17 protein-coding genes are annotated in these 12,996 nt (G+C 65.3%); 9 read left to right on the top strand and 8 right to left on the bottom strand.

All coding sequences use genetic code 11. From position 1 onward, the window contains the following. Nucleotides 1-19: 19 nt before the first annotated feature. The gene (locus FE851_RS12265) at nucleotides 20-1,351 is read left to right on the top strand and encodes a dihydroorotase (RefSeq protein WP_145202768.1); all 1,332 of its coding nucleotides are present in this window, start codon (nucleotides 20-22) and stop codon (nucleotides 1,349-1,351) included. A gap of 340 nt (nucleotides 1,352-1,691) precedes the next feature. Here FE851_RS12265 and rarD read toward each other — a convergent pair whose 3' ends face one another. After that, nucleotides 1,692-2,558, bottom strand: coding sequence for an EamA family transporter RarD (rarD, locus tag FE851_RS12260; protein ID WP_157410181.1), 867 nt, complete (start codon nucleotides 2,556-2,558; stop codon nucleotides 1,692-1,694). Nucleotides 2,559-2,590: 32 nt separating this feature from the next. Then, complete coding sequence (locus tag FE851_RS12255) at nucleotides 2,591-2,812, bottom strand: hypothetical protein (RefSeq protein ID WP_019052901.1); 222 nt, start codon at nucleotides 2,810-2,812, stop codon at nucleotides 2,591-2,593. A gap of 159 nt (nucleotides 2,813-2,971) precedes the next feature. Here FE851_RS12255 and FE851_RS12250 point away from each other — a divergent pair, with 159 nt between their 5' ends. The 7 genes from FE851_RS12250 (at nucleotide 2,972) to FE851_RS12220 (ending at nucleotide 8,020) form a co-directional block, all read left to right on the top strand. Further along, nucleotides 2,972-3,715: a hypothetical protein gene (locus tag FE851_RS12250; protein ID WP_145202762.1), complete on the top strand. Its 744-nt coding sequence runs from the start codon at nucleotides 2,972-2,974 to the stop codon at nucleotides 3,713-3,715. Between the two features lie 65 nt (nucleotides 3,716-3,780). After that, nucleotides 3,781-4,167 (top strand): fluoride efflux transporter CrcB, encoded by a 387-nt coding sequence (crcB, locus tag FE851_RS12245; RefSeq protein WP_017183990.1) that lies wholly within the window; start codon nucleotides 3,781-3,783, stop codon nucleotides 4,165-4,167. Beyond that, nucleotides 4,164-5,531, top strand: coding sequence for an RluA family pseudouridine synthase (locus tag FE851_RS12240; RefSeq protein WP_145202759.1), 1,368 nt, complete (start codon nucleotides 4,164-4,166; stop codon nucleotides 5,529-5,531). The genes crcB and FE851_RS12240 overlap by 4 nt, the downstream gene beginning before the upstream one ends. An 11-nt stretch (nucleotides 5,532-5,542) precedes the next feature. Beyond that, entirely contained in the window at nucleotides 5,543-6,202 is a 660-nt protein-coding gene (locus FE851_RS12235; protein ID WP_145202756.1) for an HAD-IA family hydrolase, read from the top strand. Further along, the gene (locus FE851_RS12230; protein ID WP_017183993.1) at nucleotides 6,199-6,453 is read left to right on the top strand and encodes a hypothetical protein; all 255 of its coding nucleotides are present in this window, start codon (nucleotides 6,199-6,201) and stop codon (nucleotides 6,451-6,453) included. Before FE851_RS12235 ends, FE851_RS12230 begins: the two co-directional genes overlap by 4 nt. Continuing rightward, complete coding sequence (locus tag FE851_RS12225) at nucleotides 6,450-7,145, top strand: ATP12 family chaperone protein (protein WP_145202753.1); 696 nt, start codon at nucleotides 6,450-6,452, stop codon at nucleotides 7,143-7,145. Before FE851_RS12230 ends, FE851_RS12225 begins: the two co-directional genes overlap by 4 nt. Nucleotides 7,146-7,246: 101 nt before the next feature. Beyond that, a complete protein-coding gene (locus FE851_RS12220) occupies nucleotides 7,247-8,020 on the top strand; it encodes a hypothetical protein (protein WP_017183995.1) in 774 nt (257 codons plus the stop codon). A gap of 101 nt (nucleotides 8,021-8,121) precedes the next feature. Here FE851_RS12220 and FE851_RS12215 read toward each other — a convergent pair whose 3' ends face one another. Genes FE851_RS12215 through FE851_RS12205 form a run of 3 tightly spaced genes read right to left on the bottom strand, consistent with a single transcriptional unit; the run spans nucleotide 8,122 to nucleotide 10,627 of the window. After that, nucleotides 8,122-8,796: a murein L,D-transpeptidase catalytic domain family protein gene (locus FE851_RS12215; protein ID WP_145202750.1), complete on the bottom strand. Its 675-nt coding sequence runs from the start codon at nucleotides 8,794-8,796 to the stop codon at nucleotides 8,122-8,124. 52 nt (nucleotides 8,797-8,848) lie between these two features. Continuing rightward, entirely contained in the window at nucleotides 8,849-9,157 is a 309-nt protein-coding gene (locus FE851_RS12210; RefSeq protein WP_017183997.1) for a hypothetical protein, read from the bottom strand. A 6-nt stretch (nucleotides 9,158-9,163) separates the two neighbouring features. Next, entirely contained in the window at nucleotides 9,164-10,627 is a 1,464-nt protein-coding gene (locus FE851_RS12205) for a L,D-transpeptidase family protein (protein WP_186378809.1), read from the bottom strand. A gap of 71 nt (nucleotides 10,628-10,698) precedes the next feature. On the opposite strand from FE851_RS12205, the gene FE851_RS12200 reads away from it, so the two are divergent. Next, nucleotides 10,699-11,598 carry a histone deacetylase gene (locus FE851_RS12200; RefSeq protein WP_145202745.1) on the top strand — a complete coding sequence of 300 codons (900 nt, stop codon included), beginning with the start codon at nucleotides 10,699-10,701 and terminating at the stop codon, nucleotides 11,596-11,598. 33 nt (nucleotides 11,599-11,631) lie between these two features. On the opposite strand, the gene FE851_RS12195 is transcribed toward FE851_RS12200, so the two are convergent. The 3 genes from FE851_RS12195 to FE851_RS12185 all read right to left on the bottom strand — a co-directional run bounded on the left by FE851_RS12195 (nucleotide 11,632) and on the right by FE851_RS12185 (nucleotide 12,898). Continuing rightward, nucleotides 11,632-12,198, bottom strand: coding sequence for a hypothetical protein (locus FE851_RS12195; protein WP_017184000.1), 567 nt, complete (start codon nucleotides 12,196-12,198; stop codon nucleotides 11,632-11,634). A gap of 71 nt (nucleotides 12,199-12,269) precedes the next feature. After that, on the bottom strand, nucleotides 12,270-12,590 hold the full coding sequence (locus FE851_RS12190) for a phosphoribosyl-ATP diphosphatase (protein WP_017184001.1): 321 nt from the start codon (nucleotides 12,588-12,590) through the stop codon (nucleotides 12,270-12,272). Nucleotides 12,591-12,634: 44 nt separating this feature from the next. Continuing rightward, nucleotides 12,635-12,898: a PEP-CTERM sorting domain-containing protein gene (locus FE851_RS12185; protein ID WP_017184002.1), complete on the bottom strand. Its 264-nt coding sequence runs from the start codon at nucleotides 12,896-12,898 to the stop codon at nucleotides 12,635-12,637. Between the last annotated feature and the right edge of the window lie 98 nt (nucleotides 12,899-12,996).

The following is a 12,996-nucleotide window of genomic DNA, read 5'->3' as shown; positions in this document are numbered from 1 at the left end:
ATCCAAGCGGTGAGCCACCATGTCCGAAACTTTCGACCTGATCCTGAAGAACGGCACCATCCACACGCCGGGCGGCGCGGAGCGGGCCGACATCGGCGTGCGCGGCGGCAGGATCGTGGCGATCGGCACGGGGCTTGGTGACGCGGGGGAAGTGATCGATTGCACCGGCCTCGACGTGCTGCCCGGCTGCATCGACAGCCAGGTCCATTTTCGCGAGCCGGGGCTGGAGCATAAGGAAGATCTCGAATCGGGCAGCCGGGCGGCGGTGCTGGGCGGCGTGACCGCCGTGTTCGAAATGCCCAACACCAATCCCAACACCGACACGGCCGATCGCGTCCAGGACAAGCTTGCCCGCGCGCATCATCGCATGTGGTGCGACCATGCCTTCTATGTCGGCGCGACCGCCGACAATGCCGAACAGCTCAAAGAGCTTGAACGCATCCCCGGCACGGCAGGGGTCAAGATATTCATGGGCGCGTCGACCGGCAGCCTGCTGGTGGACGATGACAATGCGCTGGCCCGCGTGCTGGCCAGCGGCACGCGCCGCGTCGCCATCCATGCCGAGGATGAAACGCGGATGAATGCGCGCAAGAGCCTGGCGCTGGCGGGTGACCCGTCCACCCATCCGGTATGGCGCGACGATGAAAGCGCGATGATCGCCACCAAACGCATTATCGGCCTGGCCCGCGCCGCGCGCCGCCGCATCCATATATTGCACATCACGACCCCCGCCGAACTCGCCTATATCGGCCAGAACAAGGATATCGCGACCTGCGAGGTGACGCCCCAGCATCTGACGCTGGCAGGGGAGGATGCCTATCCGCGCCTTGGCACCTATGCCCAGATGAACCCGCCGATCCGGTCGGGTGCGCACCGCGACGGGCTGTGGCATTGGCTCAACCAGGGCGTGCCGGACGTTCTGGGCAGCGATCACGCCCCCCACACGATCGAGGAAAAGGCCAAGCCCTATCCGACCAGCCCCAGCGGCATGCCCGGCGTCCAGACGCTCGTGCCGCTGCTGCTCAATCATGTCGCGGAAGGGCGGCTGACGTTGCGCCGCTTCATCGAACTGACCTCCTCCGGTCCACAGCGCGTGTGCGGGCTGGTCGGCAAGGGGCGGATCGCGCTCGGCTATGACGCCGACTTCACCGTGGTCGACCTCAAGAAGCGCTGGACCGTCGGCAGCGACTGGCTTGCATCCCGCTGCAACTGGTCGCCGTTCGAGGGGATGGACCTGACCGGCAAGGCGGTCGGCACCATCATCCGCGGCCACCGCGTGATGTGGGAAGATGCGCTGGCCAATGAAGCGGTCGGAGAGCCGGTGCGTTTCGAGGCGACCGAATTTTCCTGATTCACATTCGATCAAGGCTGCACGCCACCATGCATCCTCCCCTGCAAGGAGAGGTGGCAACGCAAAGCGTTGACGGAGGGGTGTCACCCTCTCGATAGTGCGATACCCCTCCGTCTGGCCTTCGGCCCGACACCTCCCCTGCAAGGGGAGGATCAGTTACGGCGCAACGCTGATACTAGTGGTCCGATTCTGACATTTGCTACCTTATGGGATAAGGCGTGTTCAAATGTCAGAATCTTTTCGGACCACTAGCAATCTTTTGATTCTAGTGGATTTTACGATTTTGACATTTGCAGCCCCATCCCAGCCGCCAGGGGATGCAAATGTCAAAATCAATCCACTAGACCGTCGCCGCCCGGTTCCGCCGGGCCATCCGCACCCCGTCGGTCGCGAACAGGATCAGCGCGATCCAGATCAGGCCAAAGCTGAGCATCTGGCCATGGCTCAGCTTTTCGCCGAACAGCATGATGCCACAGAAAAATTGCAGCATTGGGGCCAGATATTGCAATATGCCCAGTGTCGCCATCGGCAGCCGTTGCGCCGCCATGGCGAACAGCACCAGCGGCACTGTCGTCACCGCGCCTGATGTCACCAGCAGCGCGGTGGTCGCGGCGTCCTGTCCGAAACTCACGCCGCCATGGCTCGCTTCCCAGATCAGATAGGCAATTGCAGGCGGCGTCAGCAGCAGCGTCTCGACGCCAAGGCCGGTCATCGGCGCCACCGGCGTCACTTTGCGCAGCAGGCCGTAAAAGGCGAAGCTGAACGCCAGCGTCAGGCTGATCCACAATGTCGTCAGCGCCGCCGCCGCCAATATGGCCACGCCCACCGCCGCCACGCCGATCGCCATCAATTGCGGCCGTCGCAACTTTTCCTTCAACACCATCACGCCCAGCGCGACATTGACCAGCGGGTTCAGGAAATAGCCAAGGCTTGCCGCGACGACATGGCCATCATTGACCGCCCATACATAGGTCAGCCAGTTGATCGCGATCATCAGCGCAGACCCTGCCAGCGGCAGAACCAGCCGACGGTCGCGCAATGTCACCAACAATGGCCCCAAAGTCCGGCGCGCCGCCAGCAGCGTGACGATCAGCAATAACGACCATAATATCCGCTGGGTGACGATCTCGATCGGATCGACATGATGGAGCAGCCGAAAGAAGATCGGCAGCAGCCCCCAAAAGCCATAGGCGAAGATCGCGGCGATCAGGCCATTGCGCGTATAATTTTGCGCCTGGCTCAGAATATCCCCCCGCCCAGAAACAGCCGCAGCGCGCCAAAGGCCGCGACGATCAGGCAGAAATTGCGCCCGCCATTGCGTGAAGAGATGGCACCGATCACCGCGCCGAACAGCGCCATGGGCACTAGCAACCAGTTCAGCGCCCCCAACAGCGGTATGAAGGCGGGAATCATCAGGACCAGGGTGACCAGGCCGATAAAGCCGGATAATATGTTCAGCATTCCGCCTAGATGGCGGTTTCGCCGCATGGCGACAAGACGGGCGTGCAGGCCAGTGACCAGAAACTGGCCCGATGATGCGGAAATTTCCCGCGATTCACCAAATGTCCTAACGAAAAATTAACCCGCACTCTTCATGCCTTGTTTACGAAGGAGTGCAGCATGGCGTTTTTCCGGCCCGTTTCCATTATCGCGCTGACATTGGCGCTCGCCGCCTGTGGCAAGGGGGACAAGGATGCCAGCCTCGCGGCGCTCGATGCGCAACTCACCAACAACGCGGTCGACCCCGCGCTGAAAGGCGCGCTTGCCGACCCGATCGTGGTTGATCCCCAACTGGTCGGCCAGTCCAACCGCAATGCCGTGCGCACGGCCGATCGTCCGGCCAATGGCGCGGTGCCGCTGCTCGGCGGGGATGCGGGCAAGGCGCAGGCGGCCGCGCTGCAACAGGCGGGCGGCAAGCTGCTCAGCGCGCCAGCACCCAGCGCGGGTGATGCGATGCCATCGACCGTCACCCTGGGCGCGGTCGCGCGCGAACAGGCGTCCCGCACCGGCGGCAACGCCAATTGCAGCAAGCAGCTCGTCTATGGCATGGAATGGGCACAACGCCTGCCCGATCCTTTCACTGTGTATCCCGGTGCGCAACTGGTCGAAGCGGCCGGCGCGGAACGTGATGGCTGCACCCTGCGCGCCGTCAGCTTCGTCACGCCTGTCCCGCGTCAGGGGGTGATGGACTATTATTATACGCTCGCCCGCCGCGCGGGCTATGATGGCGAACATAAGATATTGGGTGGCGATCATGTGCTGGGCGGCACGCGCAAGGCGGATGGCAGCGCCTATTTCATTCTCTTCACCGACGCGCCGGGCGGCAAGACCAACATCGACATCATCGCCGACAACGGAAAATAGGGGCAAAGGCGGCGAATCGGGCCGCCCCATTCCCCTGATCGCCATTTGCCTGTAGGGGCAGCGGCATGACCAATATTTTCCTTGTTATGGGCGGGGGCGCGGTGGGCGCTGCGCTGCGCTACCAACTGGGCCGCGTCCTGGGCGCCATGGTGCCCGGCGCCGCCTGGCCATGGGGCACGTTCGCCGCCAATCTGCTCGGCGGTTTCGCCATGGGCCTGCTTGCAGGCTGGCTGGCGCGTGGCAGCACGATGCCGGGTGAACCGATCCGGCTGTTGCTGGGCGTCGGCCTGCTGGGCGGTTTCACCACCTTCTCCGCCTTCAGCCTGGAAACCTTGCTGATGATCGAGCGTGGCCAGCTTCTTGTCGCCCTGACCTATGCGTTGGCATCGGTGATCGGGGCGATCGTCGCGCTGGCGCTGGGCCTGTCGCTGATGCGGAGCATCGTCGCATGAAGGGCCGTCCTCCCGGCAAGGGCGACGCACCACGCGGTCGCAAACCCGCAACCCCCGGCAAATCTTTCGGCAAGCCGTCCGGCGCACCCGGTCGCGCCCGTGGCGGCGCAAAGGCTGCTACCGCGCGCAAGGGGGAGGGCGGCAAGCCCGCGTCGAAACCGCCCTTCAAGTCCGGCCCGAAAAAGCCCGCCGCCAAACCCGCCGCTGCCAAGGCTGCGCCAGTGGTTCAGGCCGCTGCGCCCAAGCCTTCGGCCGCGAAGGGCGTCTCGCTCGACGTGCGCCAATATCGGGTTCATGCGGATGATGACGGCATCCGCCTCGACCGCTGGTTCCAGCGCCACCTGCCCGATGTCGGCTTCAATATCGTGTCGCGCTGGTCGCGCACCGGCCAGTTGCGGGTCGACGGCGCGCGTGCCGCACCGGGGGATCGCATCGCCGAAGGGCAGATGATCCGCGTCCCGCCCGCCGAAGCGAAGGCCGCCCCGTCCGAACGCCCCGCCCGGCGTGTCCCGGTCATAGACCTGACGCCGGACGAAATCGCCTATGCGCAGGAAATGGTCATCCATCGCGATGCGCAGGCGATCGTCATCAACAAGCCGCCGGGCCTAGCCACGCAGGGCGGGACCAAGACTGACGAGCATGTCGACCGCTTGCTCGACGGCCTGATCTTCAACGCCGAATCGCGGCCAAAGCTGGTCCACCGGCTGGACAAGGACACGTCGGGCGCGCTGCTGCTCGCCCGCTCCAGCCGCGCCGCCGCCCATTTCGCCAAGGCGTTTTCCAGCCGCACCGCGCGCAAGGTCTATTGGGCGCTGGTCATCGGCGTGCCGTCCATCGCGGACGGCATGATCGAACTGCCGCTGGCCAAGCAACCGGGCACCGGCGGCGAAAAAATGCATGTCGACGAAGCGGAGGGCTTGCCCGCCCGCACCCGCTATCGCGTCATCGAACGCGCGGGCAATCGCGCCGCGTGGGTCGAGCTGCAACCCTATACCGGCCGCACCCACCAGTTGCGCGTCCATCTCGCGGCAATCGGCCATCCCATCGTCGGCGACGGCAAATATGGCGGCAAGGACAGTTTCCTGACCGGCACGATCAGCCGCAAGATGCACCTTCATGCCCGCCGCATCCGTGTCGATCACCCCGATGGTGGCCGTGTCGACGTGATGGCGGACCTGCCTGCCCATTTCGCCTCAAGCCTTGCCGATCTCGGCTTCGACCTCAGCCTGGGCGACATGCCGCTGGATGACGAGATCGACCGCAGCCCCACGCGCGAGGATGAAAAGAAATTCGCGCGCCAGCATGCCAAGCAGATACGCAAGGATCGCAAGGGCGAACGGCGCTCGCGGGGCGGAGGCGGATAGGGACAGCGTCTATGGCCAACCCGTTAGTCGTGTTCGATTGCGACGGCACGCTGGTCGATGGCCAGCACAGCATCTGCACCGCCATGGCCCGCGCATTCGAGGAAGCCAGTCTGGTCGCGCCCGACCGGCTGGCCATCCTCTCCGCAGTCGGCCTTTCGCTGCCCCATGCCATGGCCCGGCTGCTGCCGGATGCGGATGCGGATTTCCACGCTCATCTCGCGGAACGCTACAAGCTGGCCTTTCAGGCGCTGCGGCGCGAAAATGCGGTGTCCGAACCGCTCTATCCCGGCATGGCCGATCTGGTGCATGATCTGGATCGCGCAGGCTGGCTGCTGGGCGTCGCCACGGGCAAGTCGGATCGGGGTCTGGCGCTCTGCCTTACCCATCATGGCCTGATCGACCGCTTCGTCACGCTCCAGACCGCCGATCGCCACCCGTCCAAGCCGCACCCCTCCATGCTGCTGACCGCCATGGCCGAAGCCGGCGCGTCCCCGGACACGACCGTCATGATCGGCGACACCAGTTTCGACATCGACATGGGGCTGGCGGCAGGCGTGCGCAGCATCGGCGTCGCCTGGGGCTATCACGCCCCTGACGAACTGATCGCGGCAGGTGCGCAGGCAGTGGCCATGGACAGCGGCGAATTGCGCCGCCATATCGGCGCGCCATGACCGACTTTCCGCCTCCACCCCCCGTTGATCCCGAAAAGATCGCGCGCCAGCGGCATTTCGCCATCGGCCTGTTCCGCTTGTCGGGTGCGTTGATCGTCATGTTCGGCTTCCTCGCCATCATGCAGCGCTTCACCTGGGTGCAGGGGGACAAGGCCAAGGCGTTCGGCGCGATCATGGTCATCGTCGGCCTGTTCCAGTTCGTCATCGTGCCCCGCCTGATGCTGGCCCTGTTCAAGCGCACGAAGCCATGAAGCGCTTTTACAAGGACGTCGCCGTGATCGCGTCCGATCAGGGTTTTGCCGTCCAGCTCGACGCCCGCCCGGTCCGCACCCCTGCCCGTGCGCTGCTGGCGCTGCCTACGCCCGCCCTGGCTGAGGCGGTGGCTGCCGAATGGCGCGCGCAGGGGGAGAGCGTCGATCCCGCGACGATGCCCTTCACCGGCCTCGCCAACGCTGCGATCGACCATGTCGTCGCCAACCATAAGAGCTTTGCCGCCGGGATCGCCCGCTATGGCGAAAGCGACCTGCTTTGCTATCGTGCCGAAGCGCCGCAAACGCTGGTCCAGCGGCAGGCGGCGGCGTGGGACCCGCTGCTCGACTGGGCGCGCGCCCGCTATGACGTGGCCTTCGTCGTCACGCAGGGTGTCTTGCCGGTCGCGCAGCCGGCACAGACGCTCGCCCGCCTCGGCGCGGTGGTCGAAGCCTTCGATCCATTCCTGCTCGCGGGCCTTTCCACGCTCGTCAATCTCAGCGGCTCGCTGATCTGCGGCCTCGCCATTGTCGATGGCGGCCATGATCTTGACGACATCTGGCAGGCGGCGGAAATCGACGAAACCTGGCAGGTCGAACAATGGGGCGACGATGCGCAGGCCGCCGCGCGTAATGCACGGCGCGCGGCCGATTTTGCCGTGGCTGGAGCCTTTTGCGGGATGAGCCGTCCCTGAAAGGCTGGGAACCAGCCTGCTCCTTCGTTCATTATTCATGTTGAAAGGCGTAGCAGTCGCCCGTTCGACATTATGGAATAACGACCAAGGAGACCCTAACATTGGCAAAGTCCGCCCTGATCGCTTTGATGAGCCTGTCCGCGCCGCTGGCGCTGGCTACCCCCGCAATGGCGCAGGACGCCCCCGCCGCCCCCGCCGCTGCTACCCCTGACACGGAAGCTGCCACGCAATCCGCGACCCCGGCCGCTGCGGAAATGACGCCGGAACAGATCACCGCCTTCAACAGCGCGGTTACGGCCTTCACTGCCGGGCAGGCCGCCCAGCAGGCTGGCGACAATGCCGGTGCCGTTGCGAAATATGATGCGGCGCTGCCCGCCATCCGGACCGCGGTAGAGGTTGACCCGTCCAAGATCGAGAATGTCAATTTCCTCGCCAACGCCCTCTATGCTGATGCTGCGGCCTATGGCGCGCTGGGCCAGATGGACAAGGTAATCGCCCTTTACGGCGAATCATTGCCCTATTGGCGCAAGGTCGTGGAGGCCAAGCCTGCTGACGCCGCCAGCCGCAACATCCTGGCGGGCATCTTGATCCAGATGGGCAACCAGAAGCTCGCTGCCCAGGACAAGGTCGGGTCCGCGCCGCTCTACGCCGAAGCCCTGACCCTCGCCCGCAAGTCCGCGTCCGAAAATGCGAACGACAAGGTGACGAAGAATATTCTTCTCTCGGCCCTTATCGGCTCCAGCCAGACCAGCAGCGACCCCGCGCTCAAGACCGAAGCGGTGACGCTCAGCAAGACGATGCTGGCCAATGGCACGGTCGATGCGACCAACAAGCCTGCGGCCGAGGCGCTGACCGGCGCTGCCAAGGCGGGCTGACACCCCACAGCGTTCGCCCTGAGCCTGTCCCTTGGGGAGGCTCAGGGCAACGACCCTTACAAGTTGATCCGCAGGCATGCGGCGCCGGAACGGGCGTGTCTTTACGCCTCGGCCCCGATCTTGTCCGCATAGAGCAGCCGCCCGCTGCCCAGTAGCCCGAGCAGTTGCGGCAGCATGTGCGGCGCGACCGCGAAACAGCCTTCGCTCCGCCCGCATTTGCCCCAGGCGGCGATATGATCCTCGCCCACATAATCCGCGCCATGGACGACGATGGCGCGCGGTTCGGCATTGTTGTTCTGCGGGTCCAGCCCGATCAGCCGCATCGCCCGGCCATGCTGGCCGACATATTGCTCGCCGGTCACATAAGCGCCCGAACTGCTGGCCAGCGAATTGGGTTCGTTGGAAAAACTGTGCAGCCAGCCGCTATGCGCCGGGTCCGATCCGCGGCCATGCGCCACCAGATAGCTGCTGCTCTGCCCGCCGATCAGGTCGACGACGTGGAAGCGCAATTCCTTTGACGGAGCCGCAAAATCGGCGATCGCCACGCGGTCGCGCAGGGTGAAGGCGTCGCCATGCCGGTCGAGCGCGGCCTTGGCCTTTTCCAGCAGCGACGCATAGGGTTTGGGGGCGATCGGCTGCACAATGGGCTTGGCAGGCGATGGCGCGGCGGCGGGCAGGGGCGCTGTTACCGGCACGGCCGCCCGGCCGATGCTGTCGGATAGAAACGAAAAAGCGAGTCCGCTCATGGCGAACTTCGTGAAATTGCGGCGATCCATGGCGCGAATATAGCAAAGTCGCCGCCCCGCTCCAAGAGCGGGGCGATGCGCCTTATGGCGCGGAATGGCTCGCTTCGTCCGCAGGCTGGCTCTCTTCGCCTTCCTGCGGCAGGCGCGCGGTCATGCCGCTGGCGTCGGCATCATCCTGAATCTGCTGCTGTTCGGAAACCGACGGCGGCGGCGCGGGAGTCGCGACCGCATTGTTCGACGGCGGCGGCAGCACCGCATCCGGTTCCTCGATGATGACATTTTCGACCGGCGGCTCGACCAGATTATTGGTCGCTGCCGGTTCCTCTTCCTTTTTGCCGCAGGCGGACAGGGCCAGGGCACCGGCAAGGGCGAACAGGGCAATTTTGCGCATGGGTGATCAGTCCTTCGATGCGATGGTTGGGGTGGGTGCGGGCGCGGCGGTCGGGTCGGCCCGGCTGCTAGACGCCTCGATCTTTTCAGCCAGCAACTTGTCCCAGCCATAGGGGTCGGGACGGAAGCTCATCGTGCCGTTGCTGCTGGCAAAGGCGGTCCAGTAGAGCAGATAGACCGCCACCTCCTGCGGCAGGGATACGCGCTGCGTCTTGCCGCTATCGATCAGCGTCTGGATCTGGCCGTTCAGGTCCGGGTCGCTCGCCACCATCAGTTCGGCCAGCGACACCGGCTTTTCCAGCCGGACGCAGCCATGGCTGGCCAGCCGGTCATAGCTTGAAAATTTCCCGCGCGCGGGCGTGTCGTGCAGATAGACGGCAAACGGGTTGGCGAAATCGAATTTCAACCGCCCCAGCGCGCTGTTCGGGCCTGCGGGCTGGACGATCCGTTCGCCGCCTTCGGGCGTCTTGACGATCTTGTAGCCCTGCTTGGCCAGCGTCGCGCGTCCCTTGGGGAACAATTCCCGCCTGGCGATCGACATCGGCACGTTCCAGGGCGGATTGACCACGATCGAATGGATGCTCGACGACAGCATCGGCGTTGCATTTTGCGGGCTGCCGGTGACGGCGCGCATCGACGTGACCGGCTGGTCGCCCTCGAACACGGTCAGCACGGCGGCGGCGATGTTCACCTGCACCCGGTTGACCGGCAGGCGGCGCGGCATCCAGCGCCACCGCTCCATATTGGCCATGATCGCGGCGATCCGGTCGTCCACGCTGACATTGAGCGCCGCCAGCGTCCGCGTGTCGAGCAACCCTGTGGGGTTGAGGCCATAGCGCCGCTGCGCGCGTTGCAGCACGTCGGTCAGATTTTCCGTCGGCGTGACGCTCTTGTCCTCCAGCGCGATGCGCGCGCGCACCACCATGGGCGCGGATGTTGCGGTCAGCACCGGCCAGCCGCCCTTGTCGCGGATCGCCTCATAGGTCGCCAGCCCCTTGCGCAACCCTTCATAGCCCGCATAGGGCGGCGTCAGCGCATTTGCCCATTGTGCCAGCCGGTCCTCGGCCACGGCCTCCGCCAATCCTGGGCGCGGGTCATAGGGTTCGGGGCGCAGCGCCCAGATTTCCAGAAAATCGGCGGCATCGACCCGTCCGGTGGACAGCGCCTTCGCCCGGTCCAACAGCGCGCTGACCAGCGCGTCGCCGGTCAGCGTGGCGGTCGCCTTGCGCCGCGCCGTCAGCCCTTGTTCGGCTCCGCTGCGCAACCAGTCATTCGCCCATGCCTCCTGCGTGGCCGACAGCGGCGGAATGGGGGCAGGCAATGGCGCGGGGGGCAATGGCTGCACCATCGCGGGGGGCAGTGTCGGCGCCACGGCCGGGGGTTGTGTTACCGGCGTCTGGGCGTAAGCGGGCAGGGTGCTGGCACTAAGGACACTGGCGCCAAGCAGGGCCAGCGCCGAAAAACGGATCATATCGGGACGGTTCATGCTGGACCAGATAGCGCAAAGCGGCCACCGTTCAAATCACGATAGCGGAAAAGATCATGCTGCACGTCGTTCACCATCCTGCCTATGTCTCTCCCGCAACACCCGGCAGCCGCTTTCGTTTCGACAAATATGGCCTGGTGATGGAGGCGTTGCGCGAAGTGGCGCCCGCCATGACGCTCCACACGCCCGATGCGATGCCGCGCGCCTGGATAGAGGCGGTGCATGATCCCGCCTATGTGGAAGAAGTGCTGACCCTCACCGTCCCGCAGGCCAAGGAACGGCGGATCGGCTTTCCGGTGACCCAGCGGGTCATGCTCCGCTCCACCCTGTCGCCCGGCGGCACCTGGGCGGCGGCGCGGCTGGCGCGCATCCACGGCTTTGCCGCCAATGCCGCAGGGGGCAGCCACCACGCGCTGGCCGATAGCGGGGCGGGCTATTGCGTGTTCAATGATCTTGCCATCGCCGCCAACCGCCTGATCGCGGAAGGGGAAGCGGATCGTATCCTCATCCTCGACCTCGACGTGCATCAGGGCGACGGCACGGCTTCGCTGCTGGCGGGGCGGGCGGATATTTTCACCCTGTCGATCCATGCCGAAAAAAATTTCCCGGTGCGCAAGGCGCGCTCTACGCTGGACATCGGCCTGCCCGACGGGGTGGAGGATGCGGCCTATCTCGCCATTCTCCAGGACACGCTGCCGCGCGTGCTGGATGATTTCGCGCCCGACCTCATTCTCTATCAGGCGGGGGTTGATCCCCATGGCGACGACCGGCTGGGGCGGCTGGCCCTGACCGACGCGGGGCTGGATGCGCGCGACCGCTATGTCATGCGCCAGGCCCGCGCCCGCGCCATCCCGGTCGCCAGCACCATGGGCGGCGGCTATGGAGAGGACCGCATGGCCGTCGCCCATCGCCACGCCGCCTGCATGATCCGCATGGCGCAGGAAGCTATGGTTTGAAGCTCCAACGGGTCAGAGTGACGGCATCGCGGCTTAGTGGACCGTCCCGACCGTGGGTTGCGCCCGGTCCATGATCTTCGCCGCGATCAGTCCGGCCACGGCCAGCGCCACAAAGTCGCTGAACGCCAGATAGAGAATATAGCCCCAGGGCGCATGGTTGAACACGGATTGCCCGACATGCATCCACAAGACCCCCGCCAGCGCGAAGATCAGGGCGACCCGGACCCGCTCGGCAAAGCCGGTCGTCACGAACCGCAGCGCCAGCGCGATCAGCACGCCCACCACCAGCGACAGGATCAACCCGCCGATCAGGCTGGCGCTGTCCGTCACCGGAAAGCCGCTGCTGTTGTAGAAAATCTGCGCTATCGGCCCCTTGCCGTACAGGATCGTGCCCTCCGCCGTCGCCGGATCGGGGACAGTATAGACGCCGGTGCCGGTCGTGTTGAGCGCCTGCGCCAGTGCCGCCTGCAAATTGGCGCTCGCCTGTCCCTCCGCGCGGCTCATCGCCAGCGCGCTCAATGGCGTGCCCCAGAACAGGAAGCCTGTGATAAACATTGCAAAGCCGCCCAGCAGGCCGCCGATTACCGTCCGTATCATCATGCTCTCCACTCCCTGTCCCGCCCATAAGGCTAGGCCAGAACGCAGCGGAGGCAAAATCTATCCGGTAATTGTCAATCGGTAGGGCGCGATGCCTTTTCCGCGATGCCCGATACGCCCTCGCGCCGCTCCAGCTCGTCGCACACGGCATCCAGCGAAATGTCGCAATCGGCCAGCAGCAGCAGCAGGTGGAACAGCAGGTCCGCGCTTTCGCCGACCAGTTCGTCACGATTCCCCGCCATCGCGGCGATCACTGCCTCGACCGCTTCCTCGCCGACCTTCTGCGCAATCTTGCCGCGTCCCCGCGCCGTCAGCTTGGCGACATAGGATGTGGACGGGTCAGCCGACCGCCGCTGGCGGATCGTCTGTTCAAGCGTAAAGAGGGTGGCGCGCATGGCTGCGCATCAAGCGCCGCGCGCGCCACCCGTCAATGGGAAAATTATTTCCGCTTGCGGCCGCTGCGCAGCAGGCGGAAGCCGACAATGGCCACGCCCATCGCAAACAGGCCCATCTGTTCAGGTTCAGGCACCGGAGTCGGGGTGCTGCCGCCTGAGCTGGACGTCGTGCCGCCGCTGCTGGTGGTGCCACCGCTGCTGGTGCCGCCGCCGCACTTGCCGAACCAGCACCATGTCGCCTGCGCCGGCGTCGCCGCACCGATCAGGCCAGCGGCCCCTGCCGCCAAAAGCATCTTGTTGAGTTTCATGAATGTCACCCTGTTTCCGTTGAACCGATATGGTCGAACGCGACCCGTCAGGGTTAATGCAGCCTTCATGCCGGATGGTGCCATCCAGCAGATTTCCG

Source organism: Sphingobium sp. B2 (assembly GCF_007693735.1).
Taxonomy (GTDB): Bacteria; Pseudomonadota; Alphaproteobacteria; order Sphingomonadales; family Sphingomonadaceae; genus Sphingobium; species Sphingobium xenophagum.
The sequence above is the reverse complement of the archived record's forward strand: the minus strand, read 5'-3'. Positions and strand labels throughout refer to the sequence as shown.

Excerpts from the sequence above, each read along its gene's own strand:
- FE851_RS12200 (WP_145202745.1), top strand. The coding sequence starts at position 10,699 with ATGCTGCACGTCGTTCACCATCCTGCCTATGTCTCTCCCGCAACACCC.
- FE851_RS12190 (WP_017184001.1), bottom strand. The coding sequence starts at position 12,590 with ATGCGCGCCACCCTCTTTACGCTTGAACAGACGATCCGCCAGCGGCGG.
- FE851_RS12250 (WP_145202762.1), top strand. The coding sequence starts at position 2,972 with ATGGCGTTTTTCCGGCCCGTTTCCATTATCGCGCTGACATTGGCGCTC.
- FE851_RS12225 (WP_145202753.1), top strand. The coding sequence starts at position 6,450 with ATGAAGCGCTTTTACAAGGACGTCGCCGTGATCGCGTCCGATCAGGGT.
- FE851_RS12230 (WP_017183993.1), top strand. The coding sequence starts at position 6,199 with ATGACCGACTTTCCGCCTCCACCCCCCGTTGATCCCGAAAAGATCGCG.
- FE851_RS12205 (WP_186378809.1), bottom strand. The coding sequence starts at position 10,627 with ATGATCCGTTTTTCGGCGCTGGCCCTGCTTGGCGCCAGTGTCCTTAGT.
- FE851_RS12235 (WP_145202756.1), top strand. The coding sequence starts at position 5,543 with ATGGCCAACCCGTTAGTCGTGTTCGATTGCGACGGCACGCTGGTCGAT.
- crcB (WP_017183990.1), top strand. The coding sequence starts at position 3,781 with ATGACCAATATTTTCCTTGTTATGGGCGGGGGCGCGGTGGGCGCTGCG.
- FE851_RS12240 (WP_145202759.1), top strand. The coding sequence starts at position 4,164 with ATGAAGGGCCGTCCTCCCGGCAAGGGCGACGCACCACGCGGTCGCAAA.
- FE851_RS12215 (WP_145202750.1), bottom strand. The coding sequence starts at position 8,796 with ATGGATCGCCGCAATTTCACGAAGTTCGCCATGAGCGGACTCGCTTTT.
- FE851_RS12195 (WP_017184000.1), bottom strand. The coding sequence starts at position 12,198 with ATGATGATACGGACGGTAATCGGCGGCCTGCTGGGCGGCTTTGCAATG.
- FE851_RS12255 (WP_019052901.1), bottom strand. The coding sequence starts at position 2,812 with ATGCTGAACATATTATCCGGCTTTATCGGCCTGGTCACCCTGGTCCTG.
- FE851_RS12265 (WP_145202768.1), top strand. The coding sequence starts at position 20 with ATGTCCGAAACTTTCGACCTGATCCTGAAGAACGGCACCATCCACACG.
- FE851_RS12185 (WP_017184002.1), bottom strand. The coding sequence starts at position 12,898 with ATGAAACTCAACAAGATGCTTTTGGCGGCAGGGGCCGCTGGCCTGATC.
- FE851_RS12210 (WP_017183997.1), bottom strand. The coding sequence starts at position 9,157 with ATGCGCAAAATTGCCCTGTTCGCCCTTGCCGGTGCCCTGGCCCTGTCC.